Origin of the sequence: Thalassovita gelatinovora, from assembly GCF_001458355.1 — a bacterium.
Classification (GTDB): Bacteria; Pseudomonadota; Alphaproteobacteria; order Rhodobacterales; family Rhodobacteraceae; genus Thalassobius; species Thalassobius gelatinovorus.
The window spans coordinates 92,447-111,815 of sequence record NZ_CYSA01000027.1 but is presented as its reverse complement, the minus strand read 5'-3'; the positions used below and the strand labels follow the sequence as shown (position 1 = coordinate 111,815).

22 protein-coding genes are annotated in these 19,369 nt (G+C 59.5%); 9 read left to right on the top strand and 13 right to left on the bottom strand.

The window, feature by feature from the left end:
* Positions 1 to 3 precede the first annotated feature (3 nt).
* From TG4357_RS16845 to rpsP, 5 genes are read left to right on the top strand one after another with little or no spacing between them, the layout of a single operon-like run.
* On the top strand, positions 4 to 561 hold the full coding sequence (locus tag TG4357_RS16845) for a GNAT family N-acetyltransferase (RefSeq protein WP_058264071.1): 558 nt from the start codon (positions 4 to 6) through the stop codon (positions 559 to 561).
* Positions 558 to 1,079 carry a GNAT family N-acetyltransferase gene (locus TG4357_RS16840; RefSeq protein ID WP_058264070.1) on the top strand — a complete coding sequence of 174 codons (522 nt, stop codon included), beginning with the start codon at positions 558 to 560 and terminating at the stop codon, positions 1,077 to 1,079. Before TG4357_RS16845 ends, TG4357_RS16840 begins: the two co-directional genes overlap by 4 nt.
* A complete protein-coding gene (locus TG4357_RS16835) occupies positions 1,079 to 1,681 on the top strand; it encodes a GNAT family N-acetyltransferase (protein ID WP_058264069.1) in 603 nt (200 codons plus the stop codon). The genes TG4357_RS16840 and TG4357_RS16835 overlap by 1 nt, the downstream gene beginning before the upstream one ends.
* Positions 1,674 to 1,970 (top strand): chorismate mutase, encoded by a 297-nt coding sequence (locus TG4357_RS16830; protein ID WP_058264068.1) that lies wholly within the window; start codon positions 1,674 to 1,676, stop codon positions 1,968 to 1,970. Before TG4357_RS16835 ends, TG4357_RS16830 begins: the two co-directional genes overlap by 8 nt.
* A 42-nt stretch (positions 1,971 to 2,012) precedes the next feature.
* Positions 2,013 to 2,393 (top strand): 30S ribosomal protein S16, encoded by a 381-nt coding sequence (rpsP, locus tag TG4357_RS16825; protein ID WP_058264067.1) that lies wholly within the window; start codon positions 2,013 to 2,015, stop codon positions 2,391 to 2,393.
* 189 nt (positions 2,394 to 2,582) lie between these two features.
* Here rpsP and TG4357_RS16820 read toward each other — a convergent pair whose 3' ends face one another.
* Complete coding sequence (locus tag TG4357_RS16820; RefSeq protein WP_058264066.1) at positions 2,583 to 3,224, bottom strand: glutathione S-transferase family protein; 642 nt, start codon at positions 3,222 to 3,224, stop codon at positions 2,583 to 2,585.
* Positions 3,225 to 3,501: 277 nt separating this feature from the next.
* On the opposite strand from TG4357_RS16820, the gene TG4357_RS16815 reads away from it, so the two are divergent.
* Genes TG4357_RS16815 through TG4357_RS16805 form a run of 3 tightly spaced genes read left to right on the top strand, consistent with a single transcriptional unit; the run spans position 3,502 to position 6,113 of the window.
* Entirely contained in the window at positions 3,502 to 4,686 is a 1,185-nt protein-coding gene (locus TG4357_RS16815; protein WP_233487549.1) for a zinc-dependent alcohol dehydrogenase, read from the top strand.
* A 17-nt stretch (positions 4,687 to 4,703) separates the two neighbouring features.
* Complete coding sequence (locus TG4357_RS16810) at positions 4,704 to 5,630, top strand: dihydrodipicolinate synthase family protein (protein WP_074646868.1); 927 nt, start codon at positions 4,704 to 4,706, stop codon at positions 5,628 to 5,630.
* A gap of 12 nt (positions 5,631 to 5,642) precedes the next feature.
* Positions 5,643 to 6,113, top strand: a complete 471-nt coding sequence (locus TG4357_RS16805; RefSeq protein WP_139193600.1) for a cupin domain-containing protein — start codon at positions 5,643 to 5,645, stop codon at positions 6,111 to 6,113.
* Between the two features lie 40 nt (positions 6,114 to 6,153).
* Here the strand turns inward: TG4357_RS16805 and TG4357_RS16800 are convergent, their stop codons facing one another.
* The 4 genes from TG4357_RS16800 to TG4357_RS16785 form a co-directional block, all read right to left on the bottom strand.
* Entirely contained in the window at positions 6,154 to 7,005 is an 852-nt protein-coding gene (locus tag TG4357_RS16800; protein WP_058264064.1) for an NAD(P)-dependent oxidoreductase, read from the bottom strand.
* On the bottom strand, positions 7,002 to 8,072 hold the full coding sequence (locus TG4357_RS16795; RefSeq protein ID WP_058264183.1) for a Gfo/Idh/MocA family protein: 1,071 nt from the start codon (positions 8,070 to 8,072) through the stop codon (positions 7,002 to 7,004). The genes TG4357_RS16800 and TG4357_RS16795 overlap by 4 nt, the downstream gene beginning before the upstream one ends.
* A 101-nt stretch (positions 8,073 to 8,173) precedes the next feature.
* Positions 8,174 to 8,851 carry a FadR/GntR family transcriptional regulator gene (locus TG4357_RS16790; RefSeq protein ID WP_074646838.1) on the bottom strand — a complete coding sequence of 226 codons (678 nt, stop codon included), beginning with the start codon at positions 8,849 to 8,851 and terminating at the stop codon, positions 8,174 to 8,176.
* Positions 8,852 to 9,018: 167 nt separating this feature from the next.
* Positions 9,019 to 9,423, bottom strand: a complete 405-nt coding sequence (locus tag TG4357_RS16785; protein ID WP_058264062.1) for a cupin domain-containing protein — start codon at positions 9,421 to 9,423, stop codon at positions 9,019 to 9,021.
* Between the two features lie 65 nt (positions 9,424 to 9,488).
* Here TG4357_RS16785 and TG4357_RS16780 point away from each other — a divergent pair, with 65 nt between their 5' ends.
* Complete coding sequence (locus TG4357_RS16780; protein WP_058264061.1) at positions 9,489 to 10,541, top strand: Ldh family oxidoreductase; 1,053 nt, start codon at positions 9,489 to 9,491, stop codon at positions 10,539 to 10,541.
* 266 nt (positions 10,542 to 10,807) lie between these two features.
* Here the strand turns inward: TG4357_RS16780 and TG4357_RS16775 are convergent, their stop codons facing one another.
* From TG4357_RS16775 to TG4357_RS16740, 8 genes are all read right to left on the bottom strand, one after another.
* Entirely contained in the window at positions 10,808 to 11,779 is a 972-nt protein-coding gene (locus tag TG4357_RS16775) for a Bug family tripartite tricarboxylate transporter substrate binding protein (protein WP_082644180.1), read from the bottom strand.
* A 74-nt stretch (positions 11,780 to 11,853) separates the two neighbouring features.
* A complete protein-coding gene (locus TG4357_RS16770; RefSeq protein WP_058264059.1) occupies positions 11,854 to 13,338 on the bottom strand; it encodes a tripartite tricarboxylate transporter permease in 1,485 nt (494 codons plus the stop codon).
* A gap of 33 nt (positions 13,339 to 13,371) precedes the next feature.
* Complete coding sequence (locus TG4357_RS16765; protein WP_058264058.1) at positions 13,372 to 13,890, bottom strand: tripartite tricarboxylate transporter TctB family protein; 519 nt, start codon at positions 13,888 to 13,890, stop codon at positions 13,372 to 13,374.
* Between the two features lie 62 nt (positions 13,891 to 13,952).
* Positions 13,953 to 14,906, bottom strand: a complete 954-nt coding sequence (locus TG4357_RS16760) for a TRAP transporter substrate-binding protein (RefSeq protein WP_058264057.1) — start codon at positions 14,904 to 14,906, stop codon at positions 13,953 to 13,955.
* Positions 14,903 to 16,033 (bottom strand): Gfo/Idh/MocA family protein, encoded by a 1,131-nt coding sequence (locus TG4357_RS16755; protein ID WP_082644178.1) that lies wholly within the window; start codon positions 16,031 to 16,033, stop codon positions 14,903 to 14,905. The genes TG4357_RS16760 and TG4357_RS16755 overlap by 4 nt, the downstream gene beginning before the upstream one ends.
* Before the next feature lie 19 nt (positions 16,034 to 16,052).
* Entirely contained in the window at positions 16,053 to 17,552 is a 1,500-nt protein-coding gene (locus TG4357_RS16750) for a tripartite tricarboxylate transporter permease (RefSeq protein WP_058264056.1), read from the bottom strand.
* A gap of 3 nt (positions 17,553 to 17,555) precedes the next feature.
* Positions 17,556 to 18,122: a tripartite tricarboxylate transporter TctB family protein gene (locus tag TG4357_RS16745; RefSeq protein ID WP_058264055.1), complete on the bottom strand. Its 567-nt coding sequence runs from the start codon at positions 18,120 to 18,122 to the stop codon at positions 17,556 to 17,558.
* A 77-nt stretch (positions 18,123 to 18,199) separates the two neighbouring features.
* Positions 18,200 to 19,315: a tripartite tricarboxylate transporter substrate binding protein gene (locus TG4357_RS16740; protein WP_058264054.1), complete on the bottom strand. Its 1,116-nt coding sequence runs from the start codon at positions 19,313 to 19,315 to the stop codon at positions 18,200 to 18,202.
* Between the last annotated feature and the right edge of the window lie 54 nt (positions 19,316 to 19,369).

The window sequence follows — 19,369 nt, the reverse complement described above, 5'->3', positions numbered from 1 at the left end:
CCGATGCTGACCCAAGCCCCCATTCTTGAAACCGATCGCCTGATCCTGCGCGGCCCCGAAAATCGGGATGCCGAACCGCTGATCGCCTTCCTGTGCGACCGTGAACGCGCGGCAGGTTTCGGGGCCTATGACAACCGGCATGACGCATGGCGCTGGTTCGGGTTGATGGTCGGGCATTGGCATATCCGTGGTTATGGATATTTCGTGATCGAAGAAAAAGCGACCGGGAAAGCCGCCGGAATTTGCGGTATCTGGAACCCCGACGGCTGGCCCGAACCGGAATTGGGTTGGGTCGTGTTCGACGGGTTCGAAGGCAAGGGATTGGCCTATGAAGCCGCCCTGCGTGCCCGCGAATGGGCCTATGCGCCCGACGGGCTGGGCTTTACCACGCTGACTTCGAACATCGTGCCATCGAATACGCGTTCGATCGCCTTGGCCGAACGGTTGGGCGCTTGGGCTGAACGCACCTATGTGAACGTCGCGATGGGTGAAGACATCCTGTACCGTCACCCGCGTCCCGATGACCTGGATTCCGACGGCTCGGTGGAAGCTTACGCATGAGCCTTGCATTGAACATCCCGGTGATCGAAACCGAACGGCTGATCCTGCGCGGCCCGCGTGAAAGCGATTTCGAACCTTTCGCCGCCTTCAGCGCATCGGAGCGGTCAAAATTCGTCGGTGGTCCCTATACCCGTTACCGCAGCTGGGGCGGGTTTCTGGCCGGCTACGGCCATTGGGTGCTGCGCGGATTCGGCATGTGGATGCTCGAAGACAAGACCAGCGGCACAACCGCCGGGCGCGTCGGCGTGATCTTCAACGAAGGTTGGGATGAACCGGAACTCGGCTGGCATATCTATGACGGCTTCGAAGGCAAAGGACTTGCCTATGAAGCCGCCTTGGCTGCGCGTGACTACGCCGCGCGCCATTTCGGCATCACCGCCCCGATCAGCTATATCGACCCGGACAACACCCGCTCCAAAGCTTTAGCCGAACGGCTGGGCGCACGGTTCGAACGGGCCGGCGAAGTGGTCGGCGAAACCTGCCACGTCTACCGCCATCCCGTGACGGAGGTCGCCTGATGCCGGTAAACATCCCCGTGTTGGAAACCAAACGCCTGATCCTGCGCGGCCCCGAACCGCAGGATTATCCGAATTTCAAATCGACCTTCACCAGCTACCGCGCCCGGTTCATGGGCGGGCCGCTGAACGATTATGAAACCTGGATGCTTTACGCCGCCGAAATCGGCCATTGGCAGATCCGCGGCTACGGCATGTGGATGATCCACGACAAAGAAACCGACAGGCCGCTGGGCATGGCGGGCGGCTGGAAACCGGCGAAATGGCCGGAACCGGAACTGGCTTGGATCATCTGGCCGGAAACCGCAGGCAAGGGCTATGCGCTGGAAGCGACCAACGCCGTGCGGTCCTATCTTTATAACACTTTGGGCTGGGAAACCGCGGTATCCTATCTGGACCCGAAGAACCTCGATTCGATCCGGCTCGCCGAACGGCTGGGCGCGAAAAAAGACCCCGAAGCGATCAGTGTCGACGGCAATGACGTGGTGTACCGACATCCCGGCCCGGCACGGTTGAAAGACACCCAATTGTCGCACGGCATTGCAATGGAATTGGCCAATTACGCCGATCCACTGTTCAAACCGAAAGGATTCGCCCTTGACTGACGCCGCAACCCGCGCTGCGGACCTCCTCAAGGAGCACCGCGAAAGTATCGACCGCCTGGATGCGATCCTTGTCTATACTCTGGGCGAGCGGTTCAAGCACACCCAGTCGGTGGGCCGTCTCAAGGCCGAACACGACCTTCCCCCGTCCGATCCGGCCCGCGAAGCCAAACAGATCGCGCGACTTGAAGATTTGGCAAACCGGGCTGACCTGGACCCCGATTTCGCCAAGAAGTTTCTGAACTTCATCATCGCTGAAGTCATTCAGCACCACAAAAAACATCAGGAATAACCGGTTCGATACCGGTCAACGCCATCTTAAGGAGAAAACACAATGGCTATGAAAATCCGTTTGGCCCGTGGCGGCTCGAAAAAACGTCCCTTCTACCGCGTTGTCGCAGCCGACAGCCGGATGCCGCGCGATGGCCGTTTCATCGAAAAGCTGGGCACCTACAACCCGCTGCTGCCGAAAGACAGCGAAGAGCGCGTGAAACTGGACATGGAACGCGTTCAGTACTGGCTGGACCAGGGCGCACAGCCCACCGACCGTGTGGCCCGTTTCCTCGAAGCCTCCGGCACCGTTGCCAAGACCGAACGCAACAACCCCAAGAAAGCCGTTCCGGGCAAGAAAGCTCAGGATCGCGCAGAAGAAAAAGCCGCCAAGGCCGCTGAAGCTGCCGAAGCCCCTGCCGAAGAAGCTGCGGCAGAAGAATAAGTCAAAGCAGCGTTGGAATACGGGCCTTCCCGCCCGATTTTCAACGCGATCTGGCTGGTCTGATGCGGTGGTGGCGCGATCTGCGCCGCTTCCGCACCGGCCCCGTGAACGAGGCATTGCTGCAGCAATGCCTCGACGCGTTTCTAAGGCCCTGTCTTGGGCTGGACATGCTTTGGTCCGGGGGCTGGTTCACGATCCTTGCGGAATATCCTGAACGTATTTTGGAACATGATACCCGCGCTGCACCGCTGGGCGCTCCAAGATCCGCTTGTACCAGTCTCGAATATTGGCGAAGTCGGCCAGATCGATGCCCTGCCAATCGTAGCGCGAAATCCACGGCCAGATCGCCATGTCAGCGATCGTATAGCTGCCCTTGCCTTCGCCAACGACATAATCGCGCCCCTCAAGCCGGGTATTCAACACCTTGTAAAGCCGCTGCGCTTCCTTGCTGTAACGCTCTTCGGCATAGGGCGACTTTCCGGCGTTGTATTTCACGAAATGATGCACCTGGCCCAGCATCGGACCCAAGCCGCCCATCTGCCACATCAACCATTCCACCATGCGCCAGTATTCGTCTCCGGCCACCTGAAACCGGTCATATTTTTGCGCCAGATACATCATGATCGCGCCGGTTTCCATCAGATGGATGCCGGTGTCGTGATCGACGATGGCGGGGATTCGATTGTTCGGTGCGATCTTTAAAAACTCGGGCGCGAACTGTTCGTCTTTGGAAATATCGATGGGTTTGACGGTGTAGGGCACACCAAGTTCTTCAAGCAGGATGGAAACCTTGCGCCCGTTCGGGGTGGTCCAGGAATAGAGATCAATCATGTTCGGTCCTGTCAAATGGGCCTGACTTTGGCGCCAGGGTCGGGTGAAGTCTAGGCCGGAACCAACCGGCAGGGAAGCCAGAAATGGGTTTTCCTTGGCCTAATTGGTTATCCAATGAGCCAACAAATGGTATATTCACAATGGCACGAGCGCAAGAATAACGCCTTTTTTGGTCAGCTATAAAAGAAACTTCTTGCCATTCACATCCAATTTATTGCACTTGGTTCTCAATTGGACCAATCACACAATTGGTCAACCAATAGCGAGGAAAGCAGCAATGCACGATGACGCCATGACCACCAGCAAACCCGCCGCTTCGGCATCGCGTGGATTGGGGGACGAATTACCCGACACCATGCGGGCCTGGGTCCTGGGCGGACCGGACGAACTCAGCCTTCAATCCAAACCGATGCCGGTGCCGGGCCGCGCCGAAGTACTGGTGCGTATTGATGCCGTGGCAATCTGCGCCACCGACCTCGAAGTAATCAGCTACGGCACCCCCGCGATGATCGAAGGTGGCGCCCCGTTCAACAAGAATTTTACCCCGGGCCATGAATACATGGGCACGGTTGCCGCGCTTGGACCGGGCGTCGATGAATTTCGCGTTGGCGAACGGGTGACGGTCGAAATCCACGCCGGCTGCGGCCAGTGCAAGCGCTGCCGGATGGGCATGTATACCTCGTGCCACAATTACGGGATGAACTACGGCGACCACGACAAGGGACACCGCGCCAACGGCTTCACCACCAATGGCGGCTTTGCCGAATATGCTGTGAATAACATCAATACCCTGATCCGCGTACCGGATCAGATGTCGGACGAAGAAGCGACCCTCGTCGTGACCGCAGGCACCTCGATGTATGGGCTGACCGAACTGGGCGGTCTGGTCGCGGGTGAAAGCGTCGTGGTGATCGGCCCCGGTCCCATCGGTCTGCTGGCGGTGGCCGTGGCCAAGGCGCTTGGTGCGTCCCCGGTGATCCTGATCGGCACCCGCGAAAGCCGCAATGCGATCGGTCAGAAGCTGGGCGCGGATCATGTGATCGACGCCCGTTCCGAAGACGTCGTGGCGCGGGTGAAAGAACTGACCGGGAAAGGCGCCGATTACGTGGTTGATTGCGCTGGGACCGAAACCACTGTCAATCAAGCGGTACACATGACCAATCGCGGCGGGCGGATTTGCCTGGCGGCGTTTCCGAAATCTGCCGTGTCGTTCGATCTGGGCGCATTGGCGGTTAACAACATCTATCTTTACGGCATCCGTGGCGAAGGCAAATCGGCCACCCACCGCGCCATGGCTTTCATGGAGGCGGGGCGCTTTGACGCCAGCCTGGTGCATACGCACACCTTCCCGCTGGACGATCTGCCGACCGCGCTGAAACACGCCCGCGAACGGATCGACGACGCGATCAAGGTGGTGGTTTCGAACCAGCCGGGCATCACCGGCGGGGCCAAAGGCAAATGAAAGCAAAGGAACCTTCGATGACCAAAGCAAGACGCGGTATCTATGCCGCTGCCATTTCACCCTTTGGCGCGGATGGCGCGCTCGACCACGCCAAACTGCTGAACTATTGCCAACACCTGCTAACCGACGGTGGCTGTGACGGCGTCGCTCCCACCGGCACCACCGGCGAAGGCACCTCGGTGCCGATGGTGGATCGGCTGGCCCTGCCCGGTGTTTTTGCCGAAGCCGGGATCGAAACCGATCGCGTGATCTTCGGCACCGGTGCCCCCTCGGCCCAGGATTGCGTCGCCCTGACCAAGGCGGCCTGCGACGCGGGCTATGTCAATGTTCTGGTGCTGCCACCCTATTATTACAAATCGCCATCCGATGAGGGGCTTTTTGCCTATTACGCCAATCTTGTCGAAAAAATCGGGCGGGATGATCTGCGGATCTATCTCTACCACTTCCCGCAAATGTCTCAGGTGCCGCTATCGACCGATCTGGTGAACCGGCTGAGGTCGGAATTCGGTCCGGTGATTGCGGGCCTGAAGGACAGCAGCGGTGATTTCGAACAATCACGCGCCTTTGTCGAAGCAACCGGTGGCGTAGCCGAAAATTTCGACGTCTATCCGTCGTCCGAGGCGTTCTTGTGGGACGGCCTGTCGATCGGCACCGCCGGGATCATTTCGGGATCGACCAACATCTTTGCGCCAAAGGTGCAGATCGCCCGCCATGCCGCAGAAGGCCCCGAACGCGAAACCGCCATGCAGGCGGTGCGCGCAGCGCGGGCCGTCGCGCAAAAATACCCGCTGATGGCGGCGATGAAAACCGCCGAAGCCTGGCGCAGTGGCGACGATGGCTGGCTGCGCATGGCACCGCCGCTGCTGCCACTGACACCCGCGCAAAAAGACGCACTGAAGTCAGATCTGGCCGCGCTTGTCAGCACCATTGAACCCGCCAGCTAAGAAGGAAAAAAGATGACACAAACCAACACACACGGTCCCGATCATGTGGAAATGAATCCCGATCCTGCTGCCTTTGATCATTGGCCGGAAGGGATGTATCAGGAAATGCTCGGCGATGTGGATAATGGTTGCGTCGGTTCGGTGCTGGTGTCGGAAACCGACACGATGCGGATTTGGCACCTGCGCATTCCGCCGGGCAAACGCTGCCGGTTCCACCGCCATGTGAATCGGTATTTCTGGACCGCCGTCGTCCCGGGCAAAGCGCGTGGCTTCTTCTCGTCCGGCGAAATCCGCGATGTTGACCATTTTCAGGGGGAAACCCGCCACTTCAACTATGGGGAAGGCGATCAGATGCTGCATTCGGTGCAGAATATCGGTGATAGCGAACTGATTTTCACCACGGTTGAATTCATCGATGGGCCCAACGCCCCTCTGCCGGTGCCCGACAGTGTCCGCCTTGCCGCGCAAGGCAACCAGAAGTGACAATTAACATGCCCCACCAGATATCTGGCGGGGCACAAGTTTATCGCGGCAGACTGCGGGCGATTGGCAGCAACACCGCCGCATTGTCGAGATCGCCTTCGCCCTGCGCAATCGCGTCCCGCATCATTTCCAGATAGGTTTCTGTAAAGGGCAAGCCCTGCCCGGCCGCCACCGCCCCGGCCCGGATCAGGTCGAAATCCTTGGCCGATTGCACGATCCGGCCCTGTGCCGCAAAATCCCGATCGACCATCATCTGACCCTTGGCATCCATGACCGCGGAATAGGCGGCAGATGCCCGCGCCATTGTCAGAAAATCGTCCGGTGCCAGACCCATCGCTTCGGCGAAAACCATGCCTTCGGCCAATGCGGCGCGATTCAACCCAAGCACCAGATTGATGGCAAGCTTGGCACGATTGCCGTTGCCGATCGCCCCGACATGCAGATGCTGGCGCGACAGTAAATCAAAAACCGGGGCCAGTTCCTGTGCCACCCGCAGGTTCCCCGCCACCAGCAGCAGAACATCCCCCTTCGCCAGCGCCCGGCTGGACCCGGAAATCGGAGCCTCGATCAAGGTGATCCCCCGCGCCGCGGCGGTTTCTGCCAGCGCCTGCATCCGATCAGGGTCGCAGGTGCTGAGCGATACCAGAACCGTACGGCACTCTGGCGCGCGCTCGATCAGGGCTGACAACTGGTCGGTGTCGAAGACGCAGGAAAACACATAGTCGGACTGCCAGACCTTGGCGGCATCGCAAGCGTTGCCGCCAAGCCGGTCAAGCCGGGTCATATTTGCCGGATCAGGATCAAAGCCGCGCAGATCATGCCCGGCCCCGATCAAGCGCTCAGCAACGGCGCTGCCGATCAACCCAAGCCCGAAAATGCCGAACCGGCTCACTTTCCGGCTTTCATGTCCGCCAGCGTCGCCAGCGCATGATTGGACAACGGCAGCGAAACCACCTCGCCGGTTTCCGCAGAAATGTCGGCGGCGAGGTAGCTTTCCATCACCATCCGCGCATGTTCCGGGGCCACCAGCGGCGGCCGGTCCAACAGAACGGATTCCAGAAAATGCAGCGTTTCCGGCCCCATCTGGCCGGCATACATATGATCGACATGTTCACCCGGCATCGTGGACATCGGAAAACGGGTGCCATTCTCGACCGTATTCAGCCAATTGTCGCGCGACGTGTCGTCCAGAACCAGGGATCCTTCGGTCCCGGTGATCTCGATCCAGGTGGCGCAATAATTGGGATAGCTTGGCGGCAGGTTCCAGCCCCCGCCGACGACAACCAATGTGCCGTTATCCATGTTCACGGTATTCCACATGCAATCATAGGAGCCGTTCAGATCCTTCATGAAGCCATAGGCACCCTGCGAATAGACCTTGACCGGCTTGGCGCCCAACAACCAGTAGACGAAGTCCAGATCATGGGTCGATTCCATCGCCGCAGGCGACAGCTTGACCCGGTTGGCGATCTTTGCACCAAGGCTGCGCGACAGGTGGCGGCTGACCATCACATTGACGATCTTGCCCAACTTGCCTTCGGCGATAGCTTTTTTGGCATAGGCGATTTTCGGGTTGAAGCGCTGCGAATAGCCGATCGTGAACTTCACCCCTTTGTCGCGTGAAATGGCGATTAGGTCATCGGCTTCGGCCAGTTCCATTGCGATGGGTTTTTCCAGCAACACATGCTTACCCGCCTTCAGGCAGTCGCGCGCGATCGGGTAATGGGTCGGTTCGGGCGTGGTCGAAATATAGACCACCTCGATTGCCGGGTTCTTCACGATGTCCTGGTAATCTGCTGTGGTGGTCGCGGGATTGGTCAGCGCCGCGACTTCGGCCAACCGCTCGGGATTGATTTCACAGATATGCAGGCGATCGACCAAAGCCGATTTGGCCAGCGTTTCCGCCCGCATTCCGCCGCACCATCCGGTTCCGATCACCGCTACTTCTACCTGTCTCATTCGCACATCCATTTCTACCTAAGTCATTGATCAGATTTTACATTTGATCAATGTACCGGGCCAACAAGCTTTGCTGATACCTGCTATGTGTTCTTCTGATTTCAGCCCTCGGCGGTCATAGCGGAAACCGTACTGTTAAGATGCGCCTGCATCGCCGCGCTGGCCGCGGCACCGTCGCGGTTTTCCAGCGCAGTCAGGATCACATCATGTTCGGCAAAGGAATGGTAGGATGGATCCGGCCCCAGGTCAGAGGTTTTCAGCCGACGCCAGACCACCACCAGGCGCACGCCATTCATGATCTTGTGGAGCGCCTGAAGCAAAGAATTCCCCGAAGCCGCAGCCATGGTTTCGTGGAATTCGCCATCCAGAACCTCATATGCGCTCCAACTGGAGGCGGCACGCATTGCACCCGCCAACCGTCGCAATTCGCGCAACTGCATCGGCGTGGCGTTCATCGCCGCCAGCCGGGCGATTTCGGGTTCCAGCACCAGACGCGCCTTCATCGCATCAACCGGACCGGTGCTTTCGGCGAGCGTGGCAATGGCATCATCGATGCCACCGCCCCGGGCCGGGCGCGGGGCCTTCGACAGAAAGGTGCCGCGCCCGACATGACGGGTCAGCAACCCCTCGGATTCCAGCACCAAATTGGCTTTGCGAAGTTCGGCGCGGCTGACGCCGAGCCGCGCGCACAACTCGCGCTCGGGCGGCAGCCGACCGCCTTCCGTCAGCCCGGAACTGGCGATCCAATTCCGCACTCGTGTCAAGACTTTATCACTCATTGGTTCACCATAATTCGTGAAAAACCCAAAGCCATTAGCTCAATTTTTCTTTTATTTCAATTTAGTTGCAGTATATTCGGGACATGCCCCGCCAAAATGGCACACAAATGATACAATGGTCAACCATTTTGAACGACGCCACCCTTCAGCCCGGCGCGCCCCTCTTTTCAAACCTGATCCCGAGGCGACATATGCGCGACTGTTTCCCCCGTTTCAACAAAAGTCCGGGTCACGTCGCGCGCGCCGTAGATCCACAGGATCGTCAGTTGCCCGGCACCGGTATTGCGGAAATAATGCGGTACGTCGGCAGGCACAAAGCTGGTATCCAGCGGCCCCAGTTGCACCACTTCGCCCCCCACCATCGCTTCGGCGGTGCCGGACAGGATCGTCACCTGTTCAGCGCAGTTGTGGCTGTGCAAGGGGGCGGCGCTGCCCGCGGGAAACACGGTGGTCCCGGTGGTAAACGGCGCCGAAGGATCGGTGCCGCGCCCCACCATAAGTCGTGTTTCGACAAGGTCGCCACGGGCAAAGGGCACAATTTCCTCGTAGCGCACGATTTTTCCATCCGTCATGTTCTGATCCTTTCGATTTTCCGGACTGTCATCTGTTCTTCTTTCATCCCCCCAAGAGGTATCCCATGTCCCTGAACCAAACCGTTGCTCATGCCGATCTGAAAGCTTTCATCGCGCGATGCCTGGGGGCCTGCGGCATGCCCGAATCCGACGCCGCGACGGTTGCCGGACTGATGGCGCAGGCCGATCTTATGGGACAGGACGGGCACGGGGTGTTTCGCCTGCCGATGTATATCAAACGCATTCATGCCGGCGGCATGAACATGACGCCCAATTTCACCCGATTGCACGAACGCCCGGCCACCGCGCTGATTGATGGCGACAACGGAATGGGCCATTTGGTGATGCATCACGCCACCGAACTGGCGATGCAGAAGGCGCGCGGCACCGGCGTCGCCTGGGTTGGGGCGCGCCATTCCAACCATGCCGGGCCAGCATCGCTTTACGCGATGATGCCCGCGCGCGAAAACATGATTGGTCTTTACCTCGCGGTGGGCAGCGCCAACCATATGCCGCCCTGGGGCGGAACGGACATGTTGCTTAGCACCAATCCGATCGCTGTCGCCCTGCCTTCGCGGGATTTTCCGCCGATCGTTCTGGACATGGCAACAACGGTTGCGGCCTATGGCAAGGTCAAGACCGCTGCACAGCGCGGCGAAATGATGCCCGAAGGCTGGATGATCGACCGCGACGGCAAACCCTTGACCGATCCCAATCGCGCCGCCGACGGGTTCCTGCTGCCGATTGGCGGGCCCAAAGGATATGGGCTGTCGCTGATCTTCGGCATACTCGCGGGGGTTCTGAATGGCGCGGCCTTTGGCCGTGACGTGGTGGATTTCAATGCCGACGCGACCAGCACCACCAATACCGGCCATGTGATCCTTGCGTTGGATATCGCGGCGTTTGCCGATCCGGTCAAGTTCCGCGCCGATATCGATGATGTCTGGCGGCAAATGAAATCTTCGGCCCGCATGACCGGCGTCGATGAAATCCGTCTGCCCGGCGAGCGGCTGAACAAGGTGACCCGGGACCGCACCGCGCAGGGTATTCCCATCCCTGCCCCGCTGCGCGAGACGCTGGCCGATCTGGCCCGTGATCTGGGTGTCGCCGCTTTGTAGCGCAAGCCATGTCAATAACGTCGGCGGATTCAGTGAAATCCGCCGGCACCTCTTCCCGGCAGGTGCGCCGGGAAAGGTGGCATTCGGTTCACATGATCTGACACGGTCCGGCGTGGTGATGCCATTGAGGTACGCGATACTCTGCGCCCTTTGCGCAGATCCTTTACAAGCCCGAAATGGCCGGCTCAAACCATCGGCAAAGCGCCGGGCACTGGTCCCGGCGCTTTCCCTATTTGCACCGCAATCCATCGGTTGCGGCAACCGCATCACTGCGACGTCAGATCATTGACAAGTTCATGATAGGCCGTGGCCTGACTTTCGCGCAGCGCCTGATATTCCGGGCCGGTCATCGGATCGACGCTTTCGCCCAAGCGGGCCATCAATTTGGTGAACGTCGCATCCTTGGAAAGATCCGCAAAGGCCGCCGACAGTTTTTCCAATGCTTCGGGCGGGGTTCCCGCCGGGGCCAGCACAAAGCGGTGCATGAAACCGATATCGCCATCTACACCCACTTCTTCCAGGGTCGGAACGTCATCATAAATGCGCGTGGTGCCTGCCGTAGCCAAAACGCGGATCTTGCCCGCCTTGAGCAATTCACCGATCGCCGAAGGGAAGGCCAGTGAAATATCGGAATCTCCAGCCAACAGCGCCTGCATGGCAGGACCGCCCCCTTGATGCGGAACGAGATTCAGGGACAGATCCAGCTTTTTCATCATCAGCGCGGCAGGGACAAAGAACGCGCCCCAATTGCCGGAATGGCTCAGTTGAACCTTGCCCGGATTGGCCTTCGCGTCGTCTACGAAATCCTGAAACGTCTGATAGGGGCTGTCGCTGCGCACGATAACCGATGCCGGGGCATAGTTCACGCGGGCAATCGGAACGAAATCCTTGAGCGGCTCATAGGGTACGTTTTCGACATATTGCTGCAACATGTCGATGTAGTTGTGCGTAAACAGCAGCGTATAGCCATCGGCCGGCGCGCGCGCGACCTCTTGCGTGCCCTTCTGCCCACCTGCACCTGGGGTCAGCCGCACGATCATTGCCTGGCCCAGATAGCTGGGAATGACTGACGTGATGATCCGGGCGTTCAGATCATGCGATCCGCCAGCACCCAGCGGGATTACCATCGTCACCGGCTTTTCAGGGTATTCCGCCTGCGCAGGCGACATTGACGCCGCCAAAGCCGTCGCAGTAACGGCCAGTGCCGCCAGCGATTTCCTTGCCATTGAAGTAAACATTTTCTCTCTCCCTTGGTTGATTGATATTGTGGTTGGTTTTGGTAGGCGCGGCGGATCATCGCCGCGCCGTTGGATCAGGCCGTTTTCGGGCTGCTATAAAGCCGCTTCCAAAGCAGGAAGCCGAGAACCGGAGTGACAAGAAGAACCGCCAGCGCGCCGACCCGTTCGGTCAGGAAAAAGCTCAACGCATTACCGCCGGACATCGCGACGGTCTGGCCAAAGGCGTATTCCATCGATGGCCCGAGGATGAAGCCCATCACCATGGGCATCACGTCAAACCGGGCGGCCTTGGCGACGATGCCGAAGATACCGAAGCCCACGAGGATCAGCAGATCGACGGGATCGGACCGATAGACATAGGTGCCGGCAAAAGCGAACATGATGACCAGCGGGATCAGCACCGATGTCTTGATTGTCACCAAGCGCGAAAAGAACGGGATCGACAGATAGCCAATTGCCAGGAACAACAGGTTGGCAATCACCATCGCCACCAGGATGGCAAAAACGGTGGCCCCTTGTTCTTCGAACAGCTGCGGGCCGGGACGCAGACCCTGGGCCACAAAGGCCCCCAGCAGGATGGCGGTCACGTTGTCGCCCGGAATGCCCAACGTCAGCAGCGGCACCATCGTTGGCCCGTTCACGGCATTGTTGGCCGCCTCGGCTGCGGCGACGCCTTCGATTTCGCCCTCGCCAAAGGTTTCAGGATGTTTCGAAGCGTTCTTGGCGGCGGAATAGCCCATCATCGCGGCGACGATCTGCCCAAGGCCCGGCACGATGCCGATCGCCGTCCCAATCACAGTCGAGCGGCAAATGGTCGGCAGACAGCGGCGAAACTCGACCCGGCTAAGCCGTTCCCCCATCAGGGCCGCCAATTTGCGCCCTTTTTCGTTGCGGATCACCACAGACGCCACTTCGGGCAGGGCAAAGACACCGATCAGCATCGGCAGCAGTGGAATGCCGGATTTCAGGTCAAACAGGCCGAAGGTGAACCGTTCGACACCGCCCAACGGGTCTGTCCCGATAAATGACAGCCACAATCCCAGCATCATCATGATCAGGCTTTTCATCGGGTTGGCCCCCGACGTGGCGGCGATGATGACAAGGCTCATCAGCAGCACGGCAAACAATTCCGGCGGGCCGAACTGCATCACCAGAAAGGCGATGGGAAAGATCATCAGGATGGTGAAAACGTCACTGGCGGTATCGCCAAAAACCGACGCAAACAGCGCCATATCCAACGCTTTTCGGGATTTCCCTTGTTGGGTTAGCTTGTAGCCATCGCGAGACGTCGCAACCGCCGCCCCGGTGCCCGGCATCGAAATCAGGATGGCCGGGACGCTGCCGCCAAAGATTCCGCCCTTGTAGATGCCCAGCAAAAACGGAATGCCGACAATCGGGTCAAGGAAGAAGGAAATGGGCAGCAGGATCGCCATCGCCATCAAGGTGGTGAACCCGGGCAAGGACCCGACAAGCATACCGGCGAACAGGCCTATGCTCATCATGGCCATGGTGTCCAGGCGCATGGCCATGAAGAAGCCTTCGGTGAGTTGATCAATCATTGAGGTCTCGGAGTTTGGAGGGTTTCATCTGGATCACAGGGCCAGCAGACGTGCATAGGCCAACTCGATCACATTGAGTTCGGGAAGCGACACCGCCAGCAGGCGCGTCGCGGCAAGGTAAAGCAGCACCGGGCCGAGGACCGCAACGCAGGCCATCTGTGGCACCGACCGTGCCCCCATATGCAGTGAAATCAGCGTGGTCGCGATCGCCGTCGAGATCAGGAACCCGAACGGCGCCATGGTTAGGGCATAAAGCGTCATGATGCCGAATAGGGTGATCGCGCGAAGCCACTCGGTGCGCGTCATTCCCTTGGAAGGCTCGGCCACCGTGCCGGACCGGATCAGCAGCAGCGCACAGGCACAAAGCACCACGATCAGCGCCAATACGATACTGGGGAACAAGCTGGGCGGAATGGCAGATAGCGACCGGCCAAACAGCGCCTTTGGCGCGGCAACCAAACTGCTGAGGAAAACCAGCGACAGCCCAGACATCACCATAAGCGCCATCAAGGTCACGGTTTCGGGTGAAGATAGAAAGGTCTTGCGGGTCATGGAAATTCTCCTTCCAAAGCCTGGTCGTCCGGAGTGTAGTTCGGGGGTAGCAATCTGGTCGCTCATGCGGACACCTGCCTTTCGGTTGGGGGTAGAGTTTCAAAGAGCGCAAGCAGCCCAGGGTCCAGCCGCGCGCGACTTTGCCCGACTTCGGCACTGACGGCGGCCCGGTAACTCTGACGCTCGGATTCGTTCAGCGGAATCAGGGCGGCTCCGTCCGCCCGAAGCTTCTGTGCACAGATGTCGTCATCTTCACGCGCGAAGGCACGTTGGGCATCGGTGGCTGCGGCAACGGCACGGGTCACCGCGTCCCGAATGTCGTCGGGCCAGCTTTGCAGCCGCGTACGGTTGAACAGAACCGGCGCAATGCCCAGCAGATGACCGGTCAGGGTGATTGTCGCCTGGGTCTTGTGCAAGTCAAAATTGTAGATGTTGGTCAGCGGGTTTTCCTGCGCATCGACCTCGCCGCGGGTAACCGCCGCGGGCAGATCCTTTACGTCGATGACACGAGGATCGAAGCCCAGCGCCCGAAAGATGCGCTGATGATCCTCATTCGCCAATGTACGCAGCACCAGCCCGCGGCATTGCTCCGGCTGGTTCAAGGGGCGGTCGACGGTCGAGATATGCCGCAATCCGTTATCCCATGCCCCCAGCATCGCATAGCCGGTGTGCTGCGCGACCTCTTGCGCCAATCGATCACCCAACGCGCCATCCAGCATGGCAAATGTCTGCGCCCGGTCGGGCACCGCAAAATGCATGTCAAAGATCGAAAGCGCCGGAACCCGACCCGCCAGATAGCTGGACGAAAAATAGCAACCGTCCAGTTCGCCGCTTTCGGTCAGGCTCAGCAGATCGGCCGCCTTGTGCCCTTCCTCGATGATGTTTGGACGGAACACCACCTCGACCCGGTCCCCGGCCAGCCGGCGCAAGGTGTCGCAAAACACCTGCGCCCCACGGGTATGAACCGAACCCGGCCCTTGATAGCCGCCAAACGTGATACGGGTCCGTCCGGTCATCCAACCAATTCCCGCATCAATTCGTCCGGATCGACCGGAAAATCGACCGGCTGGCCGCGCTTGGCCGACAGGTCCATCGCCATGGTCATCAAAAGGTTGCGATGTCCGTCCGCGGCGGTCGCATGCGGTGTGGCTTGGCCAGAATACAGCCGTTGATACCACGCGTTGGTTTCTTCGCGCATCGGCCCCCAAAGCTGACCATTGTGAAGATCCCCCGGCGGGTAGCTGGTCAGGAAATCGACATGCCGGGGCGGAGCGACAAAGCCTTCGGGCACATACCCGCCGCCCTGTGCCACTTCGCTTGCCAGCACGACATCGCGATGGGTGTCCTCGATGTCGATCACGCCCTTGTCGCCGACGATACCGATCTCGAGACCATAGACAGCACCGGGCCAGACTTCAGGCAGGGCCCAGCTGATATTCATCGACCAGATCGTGCCATCGGTCATGGTAAAGACGCCAAAGGTTGAATCCTTGGTGCCGTGCTTGCTCAGCACCCGGTCGCAGGATTGGGCAAAGACTGACTTGGGCGTTTTCCCCTCCATCAGCCACATCGACATGTCCAGACTATGGGTGCCGGACACCACCATGGGCGTCAATGTCGCGCGTTCCTGGGTGCGTCGGGTGGTGGCAATCGGCACCATGCGGTTCATGAAAGCGCGGGTCACCACCGAATGCACATCACCGATCTGCCCGGTGATCAGTTTTTCCTTGATCGTCAGGAACCGGCGGCGGAATCGCTGGGTATATCCGACGACGGCATCGACACCTGCCGCCTCGATCGCTGCAAGGATCTGCGCCGACTGGCGCGCATCGGTAGCCAATGGCTTTTCGATGAACAGGTCGTGTCCCTGCTCAATCGCAAGCATGGTCGGATCGAAGTGGAAATTCTCATCCGTGGCGATGATCGTCGCCGTGACTTCGGGCCGTTTCAGTAATTCGCGGTAGTCATTTGTATAGAAATCGGCATCGACATCAGCGGCCAGCTTTTCACCAATATCCGACTTGATATCGCACAGCCCGATCCAGCCGACACCGGGAAAGGACCGCGCCAATTCGGCACGAATTCGTCCGATGGTTCCACAACCAACAATCGCCAGACCGATTTCTTTTCTTTGGGTTTTCACGTATATTTCTCCCTTTAACTCAGCTTGCCGCGACGGCGTCGGGCTGCGCACGCGCCGCCCGCAATCCGCGCAGAATGCCTTCGATGATGACGAACAGCACTGCGGCCATCAGGATGGTCCCGATCCATTGCGACAGGACAAATCCCAAGCTCTTGCCTTCAAAGACGAACAGCGCCCGACGCAGGTTTTCGTCCGCAAGTGGCGCCAGAATTACCCCCAAAACGATCGGAGCGACCGGAAAGCGGAACACCGTCAGCAACCATCCCGCCACGCCTGCGCCGAACATCACCCAGACGTCGAACATCGACAGCTTCACCGAATAGGCGCCAATCACGCAAACCGGGATGATCAGTGGCATCAGGATACCGCGCGGCAGGCTGAACAGCTTGACGCAGGGTTTGATCAGCGCAAAAGCGGCCAGATACATCAGGATGTTGGCGATGATCAGCGCGCCATAGATAAAATAGATCAAGCCGGGATGATCGACCTCGATGGTGGGTCCGACGCTGACATTCTTCAGCGTCAGCGCAGCCAGCAAAGCGGCCGCAGCGGCATTGCCGGGAATGCCCAGCGCCAGCGTTGGCAGCATCGACCCGCCGATATTGGCGTTGTTTGATGTTTCCGCACAAACCAGCGCCTGATAGCTGCCCTTGCCCCAGCGCGCCGCTTCTTCCGGGCTGGCCCGGCGGCGACCGATATCATAGGCAAGAAAGGATGCCACATTGGCCCCTGCCCCCGGAATTGCGCCGATCACCGCGCCCAGAACACCCGACCGGATCGCAGCCGGGCAATAGCGCATCAGCAAACCAAGCTGCGGCATGGTGCGGCCGACTTCGCCGGGAATGGTGGGGGCGTTTTTCGATGGCAATGTCCGCAGGATCTCGGACAGGCCGAACAGACCAATCAGGATCGCGACATAGGAAACGCCATCATACAGCATGAAACTGCCGAAGGTGAACCGGGGCACCGCGTGGATCTCGTCCAGACCGACCAAGGCGATCAGAATGCCGATCCAACCGGCGATCCAGCCCTTCAAAGGCATTGATCCTGCCGCCATCGACCCTGAAACCATGATTCCGATCACTGCCAGCCAGAACATTTCCCACGATTTGAAATTCAACGCGAATGTCAGGATCAGCGGAATGAAAAGGATCAGCAGGATAATCCCCACCGAGCCACCGACAAACGATGCGGCGATGGACATGCCAAGCGCCTGCCCGCCTTCGCCACGCTGCGCCAATTGATGACCTTCGATCATCGTGGGCACCGCATCGGGCGTGCCCGGAATGTTGATCAGGATGGCCGAAATCGCACCACCAAAGACCGATCCAGTATAAACCCCCAACATGAAACAAATCGAAATTTCCTGCGACATCCCTGCCGACAGACCGATCAGAAGCCCCATTGCCATCGTCGTGGACAGCCCCGGCAGAGCCCCCCAGATGATGCCAAGACAAACCCCTGCAAGGGTCATCGCCAGCAGAATCGGCGACATGAGTTGGGCAAAAGCATCAAGCATGTCTCAGAAGCCTCCAGGAAGCGGAATATTGAACAGTTTCTGGAACGTCAGCGACAGCGCCAGGGTCCAGCCCATGGCGGTCAGCACGGTAATCCAAAGCGGGCCGCGCCATGACGTGTGAATGATCGCGGCCAGCGCCAGCACAGTGACAGGCTCGAAGGCGGACAGAACGAAAGGGACGCTGCCGATCGAAAAATAGACCTGAAACGCCAGCACCTGCAGCGCGAGGATATAGAGCGCCACCGTCCCAGCCAGCGCCACCGTGCGCTTGTCTTGCGGCACGTCGCGGATGTCCTCGGGCTGGGCGGTCACTCCGGCGCGATGGCGGCGCAGCGCCGACAGGCCCAGCAACACGGCCATCGCCGCCAGCGATCCGGCCGCAATGAACGGCAACAGACCCGGCGCCGTCAGCACAGTGCCCGGCACCGGCAACCGCAGCGACGCGACCATAACCACGACAGCCAGCGCGAACAGGAAACCCGCAGCGATCAGGTCCAGCCGCGGCGGAGCATGACCTGAATTGGCGTCTTCGCCTTCGAATTTTATGTCATCCGCATTTACTTGTGTCATCTCGTGCCTCTGGTCGCGCAAATAGGATCGACGTTCGGGCCAGGGTCGATACCCGACCCGAACGCGGTTTCTATGCCTTAGGTAAAGGAAGGCGGGGTATACCCCTGCGGCGGCCACCAGGTATCGAAATCCTCTGGTGCGGGCAGGCCCAGTTCGGCAGCGGATTTGACTTCAGCGCCGATGGCGTCCTTGTTGTTGTTGAAGATGTCAACGGTGATCGTTTCCATCAACGCGCCCTGCCGGTCAGCAGCTTCGCCCACCAGCAAATCCAGATCAAAGAACTTCGCCTCCATCATTTCGCGGAAGCCCTCAGAAGACGCGGCAGCGCGGAACGCATCCGCCAATTCCTGCTGAATCTCGGGTGGCAGGCTTCGCTGCATCATGAAGTTGTAGGTTGCGCCCACCGGCAGGATTTTCTGGCTTTCTGGAATGATCCCACCAATCGACGGCAACACCGTTCCGTTCGGCAGGGTAATGTCCTTGGCGCCGGCATGGCACAGGTTGCGCATCTCGCCGGTGCGGATCAGGTCGATATGTTCGTGCAGACCACCACCGGCGATATCTGTTTCGCCCTGAAGCCCTGCCAGCGTCGCCGGTTTGCCGCCTTTATAGGGCACGTATTTCAGCTCGATTCCGGCCATCTTCGCAAGGATCAGCGCCACTTCGTGCCACACCCCTCCGGTCCCCGAAGTTGAAATCGTCAAGCTGCCGGGATCTGCCTTGGCTGCTGCGATCACGTCCTGCATGGATTGGAACGGCGAATCCTTGCGCACCGACCAGCTTGCGGGCGCATTGGCAGCTTTCATCGGGACCCAGTCTTCCCAAGGTACGAAATCGGCATGTCCAAGAACCCGCACGAAGCGGTTGTAGTTGGCCGCCCCCATCAGCGTATAGCCATCGGGCCGGGCGGCATCGACGAATTGGGTCGCCACGCCGCCAACCGCGCCGGGCTTATTGATGACATTGATCGTCCAGCCCTTGGCCCGCGCCATTTCATCGGCCAGTTTGCGCATGATCGCATCGGTACCGCCACCGGCCGCATACATCACCACAAGCGTGATCGGTCGCCGGGGATAGCTCTGCGCAAAGGCAGATCCGGGGATCGTGATGCTGAGCGCAGACAGACCCGCAGTCGCGGTGCCCGCTGCTAGGAAATTTCGACGGCTGACACCTGTCGTGTTAATTTTAGTCATATTTTCCTCCCTAATGAATTGAGCGCTCCACTCGCTCTGCCGTCTGACGCGGCT